Annotated in this window: 12 protein-coding genes and 1 pseudogene; all 13 read left to right on the top strand. The window is 40.9% G+C overall.

All coding sequences use genetic code 11. The features are described from left to right. The first annotated feature begins 303 nt into the window (after positions 1–303). The 13 genes and pseudogenes from NH454_RS21255 (at position 304) to NH454_RS21195 (ending at position 15,988) form a co-directional block, all read left to right on the top strand. Positions 304–1,520, top strand: a pseudogene (locus tag NH454_RS21255) (IS4 family transposase). 119 nt (positions 1,521–1,639) lie between these two features. Further along, positions 1,640–1,999 (top strand): hypothetical protein, encoded by a 360-nt coding sequence (locus tag NH454_RS21250; protein WP_235378251.1) that lies wholly within the window; start codon positions 1,640–1,642, stop codon positions 1,997–1,999. Positions 2,000–2,106: 107 nt separating this feature from the next. After that, on the top strand, positions 2,107–2,604 hold the full coding sequence (locus NH454_RS21245; RefSeq protein WP_063528221.1) for a DUF411 domain-containing protein: 498 nt from the start codon (positions 2,107–2,109) through the stop codon (positions 2,602–2,604). After that, positions 2,604–4,031, top strand: coding sequence for a TolC family protein (locus NH454_RS21240; protein ID WP_235378252.1), 1,428 nt, complete (start codon positions 2,604–2,606; stop codon positions 4,029–4,031). Before NH454_RS21245 ends, NH454_RS21240 begins: the two co-directional genes overlap by 1 nt. Further along, positions 4,031–5,803: an efflux RND transporter periplasmic adaptor subunit gene (locus NH454_RS21235; RefSeq protein WP_235374237.1), complete on the top strand. Its 1,773-nt coding sequence runs from the start codon at positions 4,031–4,033 to the stop codon at positions 5,801–5,803. The genes NH454_RS21240 and NH454_RS21235 overlap by 1 nt, the downstream gene beginning before the upstream one ends. Before the next feature lie 15 nt (positions 5,804–5,818). Next, on the top strand, positions 5,819–8,983 hold the full coding sequence (locus NH454_RS21230; protein WP_063528224.1) for an efflux RND transporter permease subunit: 3,165 nt from the start codon (positions 5,819–5,821) through the stop codon (positions 8,981–8,983). Then, on the top strand, positions 8,976–9,683 hold the full coding sequence (locus NH454_RS21225; protein WP_008109638.1) for a hypothetical protein: 708 nt from the start codon (positions 8,976–8,978) through the stop codon (positions 9,681–9,683). The genes NH454_RS21230 and NH454_RS21225 overlap by 8 nt, the downstream gene beginning before the upstream one ends. Next, complete coding sequence (locus NH454_RS21220) at positions 9,683–11,515, top strand: 2Fe-2S iron-sulfur cluster-binding protein (protein WP_024596190.1); 1,833 nt, start codon at positions 9,683–9,685, stop codon at positions 11,513–11,515. Before NH454_RS21225 ends, NH454_RS21220 begins: the two co-directional genes overlap by 1 nt. Positions 11,516–11,539: 24 nt before the next feature. Beyond that, positions 11,540–11,887, top strand: a complete 348-nt coding sequence (locus NH454_RS21215) for a copper resistance CopC family protein (RefSeq protein ID WP_010558032.1) — start codon at positions 11,540–11,542, stop codon at positions 11,885–11,887. A gap of 19 nt (positions 11,888–11,906) precedes the next feature. Continuing rightward, a complete protein-coding gene (locus NH454_RS21210; protein WP_063528226.1) occupies positions 11,907–12,794 on the top strand; it encodes a CopD family protein in 888 nt (295 codons plus the stop codon). Between the two features lie 15 nt (positions 12,795–12,809). Continuing rightward, on the top strand, positions 12,810–13,280 hold the full coding sequence (locus NH454_RS21205; RefSeq protein ID WP_008467847.1) for a nuclear transport factor 2 family protein: 471 nt from the start codon (positions 12,810–12,812) through the stop codon (positions 13,278–13,280). A gap of 27 nt (positions 13,281–13,307) precedes the next feature. Beyond that, positions 13,308–15,131, top strand: coding sequence for a copper resistance system multicopper oxidase (locus tag NH454_RS21200; RefSeq protein ID WP_039972484.1), 1,824 nt, complete (start codon positions 13,308–13,310; stop codon positions 15,129–15,131). Further along, the gene (locus tag NH454_RS21195) at positions 15,128–15,988 is read left to right on the top strand and encodes a copper resistance protein B (protein WP_004589262.1); all 861 of its coding nucleotides are present in this window, start codon (positions 15,128–15,130) and stop codon (positions 15,986–15,988) included. Before NH454_RS21200 ends, NH454_RS21195 begins: the two co-directional genes overlap by 4 nt. Positions 15,989–16,381 lie beyond the last annotated feature (393 nt).

Here is a 16,381-nt window from a genome sequence, read left to right as displayed (position 1 = left end):
GTAGCGTTGCCATAGCAGTTTCGCTCGCGCGGAGAAAATTGCGATACTGAGAAAAAATCGATCGCAACCATCTTAAATGGTTTCAAACTAAGAACATACCCAAGACAATTTATTAAAAATTAGTTTTTACACAGTCTGTGCCAAAAGCGGACACTTCTAGTCAATGGTGAGCAACGAATTTATAGCTTGCACAAATATCAGATGTACCTAAAAGTATTTGTAAGTTTAATTAAAGCAATATAGCTGACGAATCCCCACGAATGGCGTAGATAAAACAAATAGTTAGAGGCGAAGGGAACATTCATGGCAGTTCCCGATCTGATCTTTCGCCAAAAACACCTAACCATGAATGTAAAAACAATGCTCGCCGATTTCCTCTCATTTGTCACCCCCAAATGTATGCACAAAGCCCGATTTTTAGCTGTGGGGGCGGCAGTACAAAGCTTGATGCAGAATGCCAATGTACGGTAACGGCTATCGGCCGTAATTTTGACAGTGAAACGTCAGAAAAACACGGCATCAAACGAGCTGACCGTTTGCTAAGAAATGAAGCGCTTCAAGCAGAGGCGCCGCTTATTTATGGCGAAATGACCCGCTTGCTACGTCAGGGCAAACAGCCGCTGATTTTAGTGGACTGGAGCAATGCCGACACCGAAAAGCGCCATTTTATCCTGCGTGCCAGCCTGGCGCTAGAAGGTCGCCCACTGACGTTACATCAAGTTGTTGTGCCGATGGACGAGTATACGTGCCCACACGTACACAGGGCGTTTTTATACCGGTTAAAGCAGGTACTGCCGGCAGACTTTAAGCCGGTGATTATTACCGATGCGGGTTTTAAAGTGCCGTGGTTTAAGCAAATACGTAAGCTCGGCTGGCATTACATTGCCAGAGTTCGTGGCAACCAGACACTGCAACTACCCGGCCAGGATGCCTATATCACGGTTGCCAAAGCCTACAAAAAAGCACGCCCTACGCCCCAAGTCTTGGGTGAGGTTAAGCTGACCAAAGCCCAGCAATATCGCACTCAAGCCGTGCTGGTGGGCACCGGTTGGAAGCTGCGAAAATCCGACAAACACAAGCAATATAAAGAGCCGTGGTTGTTGGTCTCATCCTTGCCCAATTGCTTCGATTACGCGACGAAGATTGCCAAATGCTACGGCAAACGCATGCAAATAGAAGAGAGCTTCCGCGACCAGAAAAGCCAGACCTATGGCTTAGGTAGCGAAGCCCACCGTACTTATAAACGCGAACGATTGGAAGTGCTGTTGCTATTAGCGGCACTGGCAAATTGGTTGCATTACATGATAGGGCTGGCGGCAGAGCTGGCCGGGAAGCACTTGCAGTTTCAGGCTAACAGCATCAAACATCGGCGAGTACTCTCATTTAACTACCTGGGAATGCGATTATCAAAGGCCGCCCAGCTGGGCTTAACTGAAGAAGAGATACAAGCGGCAAGACGGCAAGTCATGCTCTGGGCCGCAGAGTTTGACTGGGGTGTCATCAAACTGGAAAAGAGCTGATACTATGGTCAAATTCGAGGGGATCCCTCAGCAAATATTCATAAATGTTTACATGACATCAATTTACTTATTCGAAAATTTGTATTAGCATAGGCCATGTATATTTTTTTGAGAATTTTATGTCTAAAGCATTTTCAAAAGTCTTAGTAATAACGCTTATGCTGGTTGCCTTTGTAGGGCAAGCATTTGCGTATTCTGCTATGTCTTGCGAAATGTCATCAGGTTCTCACGAATCACACATGAACATGAACATGAACATGAACCATGGTGATATGAATAAAAGCAGTAATGGTCAATCAGAAGATTGTTGTGACGTTGAATGTATTTGTCCTGCAAATGCTTGCTCATCTACGACAGTCCTAAATTCCAGTATTGATTCGACAGATATTCAAATATTCAGTGAATCTGTAGCTGCTCTGCAATCTAAACAACCTCATTCAATTTCCACTTCCCTTTATCGTCCACCAATTTTTGCCTAATACAGGATTAGTGCGTCCAAATTTCGCGCACATGTAATTAATTTTTCTGTTAGTCAATATAGCGTCGTAGCGCTATAGATATTTTCCAGCGATGTCTGGGGGCAAAAATGATCAATAAGTATTTAAAAATAGCAGTAGTAATGCTGCTTTCACCTGCGTTTGCAAACGCCAACGAACATAACCATGCACACAATAACGACGTAACACCTTTGGAGTTAATCGTTTATAAAACCCCTAATTGTGGGTGTTGTAAAAAATGGATAACTCATATTGAAGACAAAGGGAACGTTGCGCATTCCAAAGATTTCCGAAACATCGGCAACATCAAAACTAAGTATGGTATCAAACCTAATTACCGTTCATGCCACACGGCAGTGAGTAGAAATGGATTTGCCTTTGAAGGTCATATACCTGCTAAATTTATTCAGCAGTTCTTATCAGAAGAACATCCCAATGCGATTGGGCTTTCAGTTCCAGCAATGCCAGTTGGCTCTCCCGGTATGGAAGTCGATGACCGCTTTATGCCATACAACGTGTTAATTCTATTTAAAGATGGAACGAGCAAAGTCTATGCAAAAGTTAAAACATACGAGGAGCAATTCTAATGAAATTGAACTCTTCAAACCTTACTTCACTTTCAACTGCATTAATACTCGGCTTATCTGTATTCTCAGCTCAAGCTGAGAAAGTAGTGTCGCTTGAACAAGCTATCACCTTAGCTCAGCAAAATGATCCTTGGCTTCATGGTAGCCGGTTGAAACAAAGTGCAGTTGAAAATAGAAGTATTGCTTCAGGTACTTTGCCTGATCCGAAAGTATCGCTAGGGATAATGAATTTACCAACAGATACTTGGGATTTAGATCAGGAAGGAATGACTCAGCTAAAGGTTGGCGTCTCTCAAATGTTTCCGAGAGGCGACAGTCTAGAGATCAAGAAAGACCAGTTACAAATTGAGTCCACGAAATTTCCACTGTTACGAGAGGATCGTAAAGCTAAGTTGAAAAGCCAAGTGTCACAACTTTGGTTAGATGCTTACTTAGCCCAACAAACTATTAAATTGATTGAAGATGATTGGTCTCTTTTTGAGCAGATGGCGGAAGTGGCTAAAGCTAGCTATTCAAACGTTGTTGGTAAAACTAGACAGCAAGATGTTATTCGTGCTCAGTTGGAAATCGTGCAGTTAGATGACAGATTAACTTCGCAAAAGCAGAAACTAGAAACGACAATCGCTCGTCTCAATGAGTGGCTTCATATTTACGATGCGGATCGTTTGAATGAATCATTCAACTTTGACGCGCAACCATTAGAGTTTAGGGTTTCTAAAAAGTTACCTGCAATTACTCTGAATAATCCAACAGTCCTAAAAGCATCTAATTACTCAAGAAATCTATTGGCTCAGGAACTTGCTAATCATCCAGCCATACTTGCAATTGATGTAAAACGCAAAGCTTCAGAAAAAGGAGTTGAGTTAGCCAAACAGCAATATGAGCCGCAATGGGGTGTCAATGCGAGCTATGCCTATCGTGACAATATGCCTTCTGGTGATAGCCGAGCTGATTTATTTTCTGTTGGGGTAACGTTTGATTTGCCTTTGTTCACTGAGAATAGACAAGATAAGCAAGTTGCAGCTTCTATTGCTGATTCAGAAGCTATAAAAACCGAGAAATTATTGCTGACAAAACAAATGATCAGTGCGGTGGAAAAGGAGCTTAGACAGCTTAAACGTTTATCTGACAGGCAGTCTATTTATCAAAAACAACTTCTCAAACAAACGCATGACCAAGCTGAAGCGTCATTGACGGCTTACACCAACGATGATGGTGATTTTGCCGAAGTTGTTCGAGCAAGAATCGCAGAATTAAATGCCAGAATAGCAGCCTTAAAAATTGATGTTGACGCACTTAAAACAGTTGCTCGCATTAACTATTTCTTTTCGTACTCTCAAACTAACTCAAATGCTGAGCATAAGCCAATGCACACTTCGCACAGAATGAATCAACACTTATCCAATCAGCAATTTGGAGAAAAATAATGTCAACGAATACTAAAACACCAAATTTGAAACTAGTAGCCGCCATCATCATTGGGGCAGCACTAGGTGCTGGAGCATTAAGTTTATATCAAGGTACAGGTTCAAGCGGTAATGGCAATGAAGCTACATCAGGAGAGAAAAAACCGCTGTATTGGGTTGCACCGATGGATTCTAATTACCGTCGTGACAAGCCCGGTAAGTCGCCTATGGGTATGGATTTAATTCCTGTGTATGAAGAAGGATCATCTGGTGATGACTTTGGCCCCGGAGCCGTAAAAATCGCGCCTCATGTAGTGAATAATCTTGGGGTTCGCACTGCTCCTGTTGAGCTTAAAAATATGCATACTGAAATATCAACCGTAGGTTACGTTCAATATGATGAAGATAAGCTAATTCACATCCATCCACGTGTAGATGGTTGGATAGAAAAGCTCTACGTCAAAGCCGCAGGTAATCCTGTTGAGAAAGGGCAGCCTCTATATACACTATATTCTCCTCAGCTAGTTAACGCGCAAGAAGAACTATTAATAGCTATAAAGCGCAATAATAGTTCCTTAATTGCGGCGGCCAAAGATCGGCTTAAAGCGTTACAGCTTTCAGCAGACTTTATTCAAAAGCTAGAAAAGACACGAAAGGTTCAGCAAAACATCACCTTTTACTCCCCTCAGGCAGGTGTTGTTGATGGTTTGAAGATTAGAGAGGGTTTTTATGTAAAGCCGGGAAACACCATATTAAGCATTGGTCAGCTAGATCAAGTTTGGGTTGAAGCAGAAGTGTTTGAACGTGACGCAGCCTTAATTAAAGAGGGACTTCCTGTATCAATGACACTGGATTATTTACCCGGAGAGGACTGGGCTGGTGTCGTTGATTATGTTTATCCAACATTGAATAGTAAAACACGCACACTCAGAGTGAGACTGAAGTTTGACAACCCAGACTATCAATTAAAACCAAACATGTTTGCACAAGTCTCTATTCACGCTAATCAAGCTGATAGCACGATACTCGTACCTAAAGAAGCCGTCATTCGCACAGGTAAACAAGACAGAGTTGTACTTGCCTTGGGGGATGGGCAATTTAAGTCTATCGAAGTGACAATTGGCCGGGTTGATATCGATAGTATCGAAATCTTAGAGGGTCTTAATGAAGATGATGTTGTGGTGACATCTGCTCAATTCTTGATTGATTCTGAATCAAGTAAAAACTCTGATTTTAAACGAATGACTCATGACGAAGTGCCTAGCTCTGTTTGGATGGAAGGCGAAATCAACAGCGTCATGGCGGGACATCGTATGGTTAATATTACTCATGGTCCTGCTGAGGCTTGGGATTGGCCTGAAATGGTTATGGATTTTACTGTGGCTGAAAAAGTCGATATTGACTCATTAAAGTCAGGTCAATCTTTGCACTTTGAAGTGAGCAAAACCGAAGAGGGTGGATATGAAGTTACTGGAATTCATATCATGAGTGAGCCTGCTGATATGAGTGAAGAAGTATCATCAGCAACAGCATCAGGTTTAATTAATGCGATTGATATTGATACACGGATTCTAAATATTAGCCGAGGCCCAATAGAGAAGTGGGATAGACCTGCTGCGACGATGGATTTTATCGTCGCGGACAATATAGAAATAGTTGATTTCAATGTTGGTGATAATGTCACTTTCACTTTTGAGGTTAGGGATGACTTAGTTATCACTGACATTTCTCTTGAATCAGATGAACAACACGGCAAGGAAAATAAGCCGGTCGTTGATCACTCGAATCATTAAGTTGGGAGAAAAATAATGATTGAATCAATTATTAGATGGTCAATTGGCAATCGCTTCTTTGTTATCTTAGCTACCTTAATTTTGATTGGTGGTGGGCTATTTTCAATAAAGAATACGCCTGTTGATGCACTACCAGATTTATCTGACGTTCAAGTAATAATTAAAACGAATTACCCCGGTCAGGCACCGCAAGTTGTTCAAGATCAGGTTACTTATCCACTGACAACTGCAATGTTGTCTGTTCCCGGCGCTGTTACTGTTCGTGGCTATTCATTTTTTGGTGACTCATTTGTTTACGTCATCTTTGACGAAGACACTGACTTATATTGGGCAAGGAGCAGAGTACTTGAATATTTAAGTCAAGTAGCCCCTTCACTACCCGCTAGTGCGCGTCCACAACTAGGGCCAGATGCGACAGGTGTTGGCTGGGTTTACCTATATTCTCTTGTAGATAAAACGGGCAACTTGGATATTAGCCAATTGCGTAGTATTCAAGATTGGTTCTTAAAATATGAATTGCAAACTGTCCCCGGAGTGTCAGAGGTTGCTGCCGTTGGTGGAATGGTTAAACAATATCAAATACAAGTCGATCCCGATAAGTTAAGAGCCTACGGTATACCACTTAGTCACATTCAAATGGCCCTTAAGCGTGGTAACCAAGAAACAGGTGCCTCTGTTGTTGAAATGGCTGAAGCAGAGTACATGGTTACCGCTACTGGCTATATCAAAAGTATTTCAGATATAGAGTTGATCCCTCTCGGTGTGAACGAACAAGGAACGCCGCTTACTATTGGCGATGTGGCAGAAGTTAACTTAGGTCCACAAATGAGACGGGGCATCGCGGAACTTAATGGTGAAGGAGAAGTTGTTGGTGGTGTGGTTGTTATGCGCTTTGGTGAAAACGCACAAAAAACCATTGATGGAGTAAAAGCCAAATTAGAAGAGTTAAAAAAAGGTTTACCCGAAGGAGTTGAAATAGTTACGGTTTATGATCGCTCTGGCTTAATAGGAGAGGCGGTAGAAAACCTATGGAGTAAATTGCTCGAAGAGCTTGCTGTCGTCGCGATTGTATGTGTTGCATTTCTGTTTCATTTGCGATCTTCGATTGTTGCAGTTGTCACTCTACCTATTGGCATCTTAGCTTCATTTATCATCATGCATATGCAAGGTATCAATGCGAATATTATGTCATTAGGTGGTATCGCTATTGCAATTGGTGCGATGACAGATGGCGCAATAGTGATGATTGAAAATATGCATAAACATATGGAAAAGACACCGCTAACAGATGAAAATCGTTGGCAAATAGTCTCAAAGGCGGCAAGTGAAGTCGGTCCTGCATTATTCTTTAGTTTGCTCATCATTACAGTCTCATTCTTGCCTGTATTTATTTTGGAAGCGCAAGAAGGAAGAATGTTCTCTCCTCTTGCTTACACAAAAACATATGCAATGGCTGCATCAGCAGGCTTAGCGATAACATTGGTGCCTGTATTAATGGGGTACTTTATTCGAGGCAAAATTGTTTCAGAAAAGAAAAATCCGTTAAACCGATTGCTAATTGCTATTTACATGCCTGTTTTAAAGCAAGTAATGAAGTTTCCAAAATCGACAATTGTAGCAGCAATATTAGTGACTATCGTCGGTTTTTGGCCTGTTGATAAGATTGGTAGCGAGTTTATTCCTCCTCTAGATGAAGGAGATTTAATGTACATGCCGACTACATATCCGGGGATCTCTATTGGTAAGGCAAGAGAAATTCTACAGCAGACAGACAAGCTAATTAAAACAGTGCCAGAAGTTGAAACAGTATTTGGTAAAGTAGGAAGAGCTGAAACTGCAACTGATCCCGCGCCTCTAACTATGATTGAGACCTTCATTCAGTTGAAGCCTCAAGAAGAGTGGCGTGAGGGAGTTACAACAGAATCTTTAAAAGCTGAGTTTGATAAGTTGGTTAAGTTTCCGGGCTTGACGAATGCTTGGGTTATGCCAATCAAAACTCGTATTGATATGTTGGCAACAGGTATTAAAACGCCAGTAGGTATTAAAGTAGCAGGAGCTGATTTAAATACGATTCAAGAGATAGGGCAACAAATAGAGCAATTGTTACCTGAGGTGACAGGAACCGCTTCAGTTTATTCTGAACGAGTTGCAGGTGGACGATATATCAAAGTTGATATTTCTCGTGAGAAAGCAAGTCGTTTTGGATTAAACATCGATGACGTACAACAAGTAGTTTCAACTGCTATTGGTGGGATGAATGTCACTCAAACAGTAGAAGGTCAAGAGCGTTATCCTGTCAACTTGCGATACCCACAAGATTATCGTGACTCTCCAGAGCAGTTGTCGCGCTTGCCTGTTGTCACTCCAAATGGACAACGCATCGCACTAGGTGACGTAGCTGAAATAAAAGTAGAAGTAGGCCCTCCGGGGATCAAGAGTGAAAATGCACGTATTAATGGTTGGACGTTCATTGATATAGAGGGCGTTGACGTAGGTACTTATGTTGAAAGTGCAAAAGAGCATTTAGCTAAAAATCTTATATTACCAGCAGGTTATTCGATTACTTGGGCTGGTCAATACGAATATATGGAAAGAGCCAAAGCCAAGCTTACTTACGTTGTTCCATTGACGCTCGCCATTATTGTTATTTTGCTTTATTTGAACTTCAGAGCGTTTAGCGAAGTTGCGATCATCATTGTGACTTTACCGATGGCAATGATCGGTGGGTTATGGTTGATGTATTTAGAAGGGTTCAACTTCTCTGTAGCAGTTGGTGTAGGCTTTATTGCTCTGGCTGGAGTAGCTGTTGAGATTGGCGTAATAATGTTGGTATATCTCAATCAGGCGCTCGCTGAACTTAAGGAAAAAGCGAAAGAGCGAGCAGAACTCATCTCAGAAGATGAATATCAAGATGCCTTATTGCACGGTGCTGGATTACGTGTTCGTCCTGTAATGATGACAGTAGCGACAATCATTATCGGCCTAATGCCTATTTTATATGGTACAGGAACAGGCTCTGAGGTAATGAGTCGTATTGCTGCACCAATGGTAGGTGGGATGACAAGTGCAGTCCTGCTAACTCTAATTGTTTTACCCGCGATTTATTCAATCGTTAAAAAGCCCGAAGTAAACGCCTTTAACAAGGAACTTTCTAACTCGGAGCTAAAAAACAATGCTTAGAAAAGCTAGGAAGTACCATAAATGGCTAATGGCATTTGTAGGGATACAATTCCTTTTCTGGTCGATTACTGGTGTGTATATGGTGACTATGGATATTCACTATATACACGGCGAAACCTTGGCTAAGAGTGAGGAAGCCAAAATAGATTTAGCAAGTATGGATTACTCCATTGTAAAGCTAGCTGCGGATTATCCTAAAGCTAGCCAAGTTACACTTACTCAAAGTATGGGCCGTCCTTTGTATTCTTTTATTAATGGAGAAAATGGAAAAGTAGCAATAGATGCTAAAACTGGAGCTGTTCAGGCCCTTGTAGATGAAACCAAGGCTAAAGAAATCGCACAATACCATTATGTGCTGAATCATCAAATCGACAGCATAAGGTTGATTAAGTCAGCGACAAACTTGCCTGCTGAGTTGTCCCCAAGGCATTTACCTGTTTGGAGAGTGACGTTTGAGCAATTCTCCACACCGACATTTTATATAAGTCAACAAACAGGATCACTTGTTGCCAAGCGTCATGATTACTGGCGATTGTTTGATTGGATGTGGCGGTTCCACATTATGGATTACTATGATGGAGAAAACGTATCTAACTGGTTTTTGTTCTTGGTCGCAACTCTAGGTCTAATGGGAGCAATTACTGGCGCAGTATTGACTTATTACCGAGTGCTTTCCCCAAATAAAAAGAGAGTCATTTGATGCGACTATTTAAGTTAAATACAACGATACACAAGTGGCTTTCTTTATTTGTTGGTTTACAACTGCTTATTTGGTTGGGAACGGGCCTTTACTTCAATTTGATGGATCACAGTAAAGCCAGTGGTAATGAACTTAGAGTTCATTCTCATCATGAAGGTAGCATTACAGGCTTTGACCTATTCCCTATTAAAGACATTACTAGTAATGCTCCGCAGGAAGTAAACCTTATATGGGTTTTACATCAGCCTTACTATCATTTTGTGTTCGATAAGGGGCAGCATAGCTATCAAGAACGCCACTCAAAGCTATTTGATGCTGTAACAGGAAAGCCATTTAATTTGTCTGAAGAACAAGTACTAACTTTGGCAAAAAACTCCTACTCAGGACAGGGTAAGTTAACTACTCCAGTGTTATCTCAACCTCCGTTTTCTGATCACGTAAGGCAGCAAAATCCTATGTGGCAAGTTGCCGTTGAGGATGAGAACAATACAACTATTTATTTAGATAGTATTACAGGTCAAGTACTTCGCCATGCCAATGATGATTTCAGATTGAAAGATCTGATGATGAAGCTTCACTTTATGGACTATGGCAATTCTGGAGGATTTAACCATTGGTTGATCATTGCATTTGCTTTTGCAACGCTATTCCTTTCAATTACTGGTGTTACTTGGCTGATACAACAGTATCGAAGTGGTTTACTGAAGCTAGGTTGGGGCACTAACAGGCAAAAAGTGGCAGTGACGTTTTCCAATGAAAATACTATTACTGACATCTCAGCAGTTGGTCGCTCAACTGTACTAGAAGGGCTAGCTAGTTCACATGTATACCTTCCTTCAGGTTGCGGTGGTGGCGGTACTTGTGGCAAATGCGTGTTCTTAAGTTCAACTAAATTACCTATCACACTATCTGAACAGGAACATTTATCTCAGGAGCAACTTAAGGAAGGTTATCGGCTTGGATGTCAGCATAGGTTCTCTGAAATTAGTTCGATTGAAGTTAATACTGATCGCAATATTGAAAATCATGAGCTAGTTGTGGTTGCGACTAATTTCATTACTCCTTTTATCAAGGAAGTGAAATTTAAGCTGAAATCAGGCAAACAGTTGGCATTTAAAGCTGGTGCATATATGCAATTTGATGTGCCAGCAGGGATGAATAGCTTACGTCCAGATGATATGCCAGAGTGCTATGAAAAATACTGGGATAGCTACTATCATGGAAAATTTTCTCATAACGGTGTAACTCGCCACTACTCATTAGTTAACTTTGACGAGGAGTCTGATGAGTTAATGTTTAATATCCGTTGGCAGACCGCAAAGAATGGTTTTAAAGCAGGAATAGGTTCAAGTTATTTAGGTTCACTCCAAGTAGGTGAAACGATAACTGCAAAAGGCCCTTTTTCTGATTTTTATGCCACTTCAAATAAAAAAGTTAGTCGCGTGTTTATAGGTGCGGGTTCAGGACTTGCACCACTAAGGTCTATTATTTTTGAACAGTTGAAAAAGCATAAAGATAAAAGTGGTTTGACTCTTATCTATGGTGCGCGAACTGAAGATGACTTGCTATACCATAATGAATTGAAGTCACTGAGTGAGAAGCATAAAAACTTCTCTTATATTCCTACTCTTTCTAATCCTTCAGAAGAATGGCAAGGGCACTCAGGCTATGTTCAAAAAGTACTTCTGCCGTATATGAACCAAAAATCAGAACTGCTTTTGGCTGAGTTTTACTTGTGCGGTCCAGAAGCAATGATGAGTGAAGTGGAAAAAATAATTACAGATGCTGGGATTCCAAGTAATCAAATTTTCAAAGATAAATTTAGTCGTTAATCCATTAAATAAATAGAGGTAAATATGAAAAAACTAATTAAATTTTTAACCGTAATCAGTGTCGTTTTTAGTAGTGCGGTATTTGCGCATGTGCATCTTGAAAAAAGTGTGCCTGCTGATAATGCAATGCTAATGAATCCTCCAGAAGAGTTAACTTTGGTGTTCACCAAAGAGGTACGGGTTGTAAAAGTTTCATTGGCCAATAAACAAGGCGAAGAATTTAAATTTGGATTCGAGCCTTCTAAAGTCGCTACTAGCAAATTTACATGGAAACTACCTAAATTAGCTCCTGCAAACTATGCTGTGGATGTAACCTTCTTAGGTAACGATGGTCATAAAATGAAACATAGCTTCGGCTTTATGGTTCACTAAAATAGGCGGTGTGATTGATATGGAAATGTATATCTGGAATACAGTCATTGTACTGTCAAAAATTGTATTTTACGTCGGCTTTGCCTGTATTGCTGGTTATACATTTTTCAGGCAAATATTTGAGAATAATGAATCTCATACTAATGCTGTAATCGCGAATTTAACGTGTACAAGAACTTATATAGTTATGGCTTTGATCGCTAATATTACTTGGTTCTTTGCCAGTACTGGTGCAATGGCAGAAGAGGGAATTCAGGGGGCGATAGACGCTGATATATTGGCTATTATGTGGGACTCCTCTGTCGGCACTGGAGCTTTGCTTCGAGCGCTTGGGCTAGTTACCGCAATAATCGCTTTAGCTTTAAGGTTCAAACTCGCTGTGAACTCGTACTTAAAACAAAGCGCTTTAATGTTGAGTTTATTAATCCTTGCATACTCATTCACGTTACTGGGTCATATTTCTGAGTTAGGCACAATTGAAAAAGGCTTGCTTATTTTGCATGTGCTCGTTATGGCATGGTGGTTTGGGGCGTTATTGCCACTAAAACAGGCTTGCCATCAGCTAAGTTATGCAGAACTTCATTTGCTGATGGAAAGCTTTGGCAAACAAGCAAGTTTTACATTGAGCCTATTGTTGGTAGCAGGCCTCTGGCTCGTGATTCAATTGGTCGGAAGTCTTGATGCACTAATAAGCTCAAGTTACGGACAAACACTGTTGTTTAAATTGGCCCTTGTAGTGTCTATTTTGGCACTTGCTGCTAAACATAAACTAATACTCGTTCCACAACTTAAAAATAGTCAAGGCAGAGAGGCTTTATCTAAATCTATCTCGATAGAAATGGTAGTAGCTTTTGCCATTTTATCTGTAACGGCTGGGCTTACTAGTGTTGTTGGCCCTGCAAATTAAAACCTAAAAGAGAGAATGAAAATGAAAACAATAAATATATTACTCGTTTTATTAATGACGTTTAGTTTCGCAGCAAACGCTCATGGTGATAAGAACAAAGACAAAGGTTTGTTTAAAGGTATAGATACCCCAGCCGCAAAAGTTGTTTTGGCATTTCATCAAGCACTTGAAACTGGCAATCAAAAACAGGCTAGAGCGCAGTTAGCGGATGATGTCACCATCTTCGAGGGAGGCCGCGTTGAAAGGAGCGCTGATGAATATGCTCATCATCATATGTTGTCGGATATGAAGTATTTAGCAGCGATGAAGAGCGACACACTTGAACATCAAGTGACGATACTTGGAAATACCGCTATCTCTGCGTCGCGCAGTCAAACTACAGGTACTCATAAAGGTGTTGAACGCGATTATCAAGGCATGGAAACGATGGTGCTGGAAAAACAAAATGGTGAATGGAAGATTAAGCACATTCATTGGTCACATTAATTTATTGGTCAAACAACGGAGAGTAAAATGAGAAACAACAATCCATTACATCAAGTTTCTACGCCACGTAGACGCTTTGTACAAGGATTAGCTGCTGGCGGTGTATTAGCTGCTTTTCCAAGTGTTCTTCATGCAGCTTCATCTTTGCTTGCTGGAACTTCAACAGGTACTGCGCCCGAACTAAGTGGGGAAGTCATAGATCTGGTGATAGATGAGTCACCAGTAAACTTCACAGGTGTTGTAAGAATGGCTACAACAATCAATGGCTCAATACCAGCTCCTACCTTGCGCCTCAGAGAAGGTGATGACGTTACTATCAGGGTAACGAATAAATTATCAGTGCCGAGTTCAATTCATTGGCATGGGATCATTCTTCCGTATCAAATGGATGGCGTACCGGGTATTAGCTTTAAAGGTATAATGCCGGGTGAAACCTTTGTTTATAAATTTAAGCTGCAACAAAGCGGCACATATTGGTATCACTCACACAGTGGTTTTCAAGAAATGACAGGTATGTACGGCGCATTAATTATTGAGCCAAGAGAAAAGGATATTATTAGTGCTGACAATGAGCATGTCATCCAATTGTCTGATTGGACTGATGATGACCCAATGGATTTGTTTCGCAAGTTAAAAGTACAGAGCGATGTATTTAACTTTAATCAACCTACTGTTCCAGAGTTTTTTGATGACATTTCAAATAGCAGCGTTTCAAATGCGCTACAACGCCGGGAAATGTGGAATAAAATGAGAATGAACCCTACAGATCTTGCAGACTTATCAGCATCTGCAATGACTTTTTTAATGAATGGTTGTGCGCCTTTGACAAACTGGCGTGGAATGTTTAAAGCTGGCGAAAAGGTTAGGCTTAGATTTATTAACGGTTCTAGCAATACGTTTTTTGATGTAAGAATACCTGAGCTGAAGTTAACAGTTGTACAAGCTGATGGACAAAATGTTGAACCTGTGACAGTAGATGAATTTAGATTTGGTCCCGGTGAAACTTATGATGTACTTGTCGAGCCAAAAAATGATGCATATACGATTTTTGCACAAAGCATGGATCGCTCAGGTTATGCTAAAGGTACTTTATCAATGGCACCTAATATTGATGCACCAGTACCTGCTCTAGATCCCGTTGAATGGTTAACGATGACAGATATGATGGGGAATATGGCCCAAGGTGGTGAGCATTCCGCGATGGCAGGTATGGCAGACATGTCGGGCATGAATTCTAATAAAATGGATCATAGTGCAATGGGTCATGGAGCGATGGCAATGGATCATAGTAAACATGGAATGACTAAAAACCCATTAGCTGTTGCTAGCACTAAAGTGCGTCATGCAAAAACAGAGTATGGAGCTTCTGTTGATATGCGTGTTGATATGCCTAGAACAAACCTTGATGATCCCGGTATAGGTTTACGTAAAAATGGACGCCGTGTTTTAACACTTGCAGATTTACATTCTCTTGAGGGAATTACAAACCAGCAAGAGCCAGAGGCTGAAATTGAATTACATTTAACTGGAAACATGGAGCGTTATAGCTGGTCATTTGATGGCTTGGAATTTGGAAAAAGCACGCCAGTTCACATGAAGCATAATCAACGTTTAAGAGTTATTTTACAAAACGATACAATGATGACACATCCCATGCACCTGCATGGTATGTGGAGCGATTTGGAGAATGAAAAAGGTGATGTACAGGTTCGTCGCCATACTATCCCTGTACAACCAGCGCAAAGAATTAGTTTTTTAACAACACCTCATGACGTAGGTCGCTGGGCATGGCATTGCCATTTATTATTCCACATGGATGCAGGTATGTTTAGAGAGGTAGTTGTATCATGAAAAAATTAATACTAACCAATACGTTAAGACTATTATTAATAGGTTTGCCCCTTATAAGTGTATCTGTATCTGCAAAAGATGAGATGACTGAGATGGGTGATTCTAAAATGCAAGCACAAGGTGGAGATGCACCTAAAGATGCTAGAGACCCCCATGCTTATGCAGCAGGTACAACTTTGACTGAAGGTCCTTATGCACTCAGTAGCGACAAACGACTGACTTTGGCAGATGAGCATTCATTTTACGCGCTACTAGGGGATCGTCTTGAATATAATGAGCAAACAAACGCAGGTGTTTTTGACTTTCAGGCATGGTATGGCACTACTTTTGATAGATTAGTCATCAAAACTGAGGGAGATTTTAGCGAAGGTAATTTAGAGGAGAACCAAACAGATTTTCTATGGGGCCACGCAATATCTGCTTATTGGGATACACAAGTCGGTATTCGACTTGATTACAATAACGAAGGTGAAAACCGCAAATGGCTAGCTTTTGGTTTACAAGGTCTAGCCCCCTACTGGTTTGAAATTGATATGACTGCGTATTTAGGAGAGCAAGGTAATAGTGCATTTTCGATCGAAGCTGAGTATGAGCTATTACTTACTCAAAAGTTAATTGTTCAACCACGAGCAGAGTTGACGCTTTACGGTAAGGATGACGTCCAAAATAACCTTGGTAGTGGCTTATCTAGCAGTGCTATTGGTTTTCGGGTTCGTTATGAGTTTACCCGCCAGTTTGCTCCCTATGTTGGCGTTGAGTGGACAAATAAATTTGGTAATACAGCCGACTTTGCGAAGTTAAATGGGCAAAGTACGCGTGATACTGCTTTTGTTGCAGGTATCAAGTTCTGGCTCTGATGTGAAGAAATACTATATTGACTTGATGAGAGCTACCGCAACTATATTGATGGTAGCTTTCGTTTTTTGGGATTTAAACCATTTTAGTTATGTTAGGAAAGGCCTAGCTAATAGTTTTTTGGAAAGAACTAAGAGCAGTAATAGTAAGCTACTTCTTGTTTTCAGTCGGTGCCAGTCTGGTGTATACCTATCAAGGTGGAATATCAGCTAAGAAGTAAAGTTGGCGAATGTTTAAGGTTAAAGAGTCAAGCCAAAAAACATCGCCATTGAACATTAGGCTTGCGCAATCTCACCCTTTCAAGGGCGAGTCAAGCAAGAGGTAACTAGTCTTTTTTCTGACTTAAAGCGCGTGAAGTTTTTACGGCTCTTTCACTTGGCGGTGTGTTTTGATTT

The organism is Pseudoalteromonas sp. Ps84H-4, from assembly GCF_024124645.1.
GTDB classification, from domain to species: domain Bacteria; phylum Pseudomonadota; class Gammaproteobacteria; order Enterobacterales; family Alteromonadaceae; genus Pseudoalteromonas; species Pseudoalteromonas lipolytica_C.
The sequence above is the reverse complement of the archived record's forward strand: the minus strand, read 5'-3'. Positions and strand labels throughout refer to the sequence as shown.

Bases quoted from the DNA above. Each gene is read 5' to 3' on its own strand.
- NH454_RS21215 (WP_010558032.1), top strand. From the start codon at position 11,540: ATGAAAAAACTAATTAAATTTTTAACCGTAATCAGTGTCGTTTTTAGT.
- NH454_RS21245 (WP_063528221.1), top strand. From the start codon at position 2,107: ATGATCAATAAGTATTTAAAAATAGCAGTAGTAATGCTGCTTTCACCT.
- NH454_RS21240 (WP_235378252.1), top strand. From the start codon at position 2,604: ATGAAATTGAACTCTTCAAACCTTACTTCACTTTCAACTGCATTAATA.
- NH454_RS21195 (WP_004589262.1), top strand. From the start codon at position 15,128: ATGAAAAAATTAATACTAACCAATACGTTAAGACTATTATTAATAGGT.
- NH454_RS21225 (WP_008109638.1), top strand. From the start codon at position 8,976: ATGCTTAGAAAAGCTAGGAAGTACCATAAATGGCTAATGGCATTTGTA.
- NH454_RS21235 (WP_235374237.1), top strand. From the start codon at position 4,031: ATGTCAACGAATACTAAAACACCAAATTTGAAACTAGTAGCCGCCATC.
- NH454_RS21250 (WP_235378251.1), top strand. From the start codon at position 1,640: ATGTCTAAAGCATTTTCAAAAGTCTTAGTAATAACGCTTATGCTGGTT.
- NH454_RS21230 (WP_063528224.1), top strand. From the start codon at position 5,819: ATGATTGAATCAATTATTAGATGGTCAATTGGCAATCGCTTCTTTGTT.
- NH454_RS21220 (WP_024596190.1), top strand. From the start codon at position 9,683: ATGCGACTATTTAAGTTAAATACAACGATACACAAGTGGCTTTCTTTA.
- NH454_RS21210 (WP_063528226.1), top strand. From the start codon at position 11,907: ATGGAAATGTATATCTGGAATACAGTCATTGTACTGTCAAAAATTGTA.
- NH454_RS21205 (WP_008467847.1), top strand. From the start codon at position 12,810: ATGAAAATGAAAACAATAAATATATTACTCGTTTTATTAATGACGTTT.
- NH454_RS21200 (WP_039972484.1), top strand. From the start codon at position 13,308: ATGAGAAACAACAATCCATTACATCAAGTTTCTACGCCACGTAGACGC.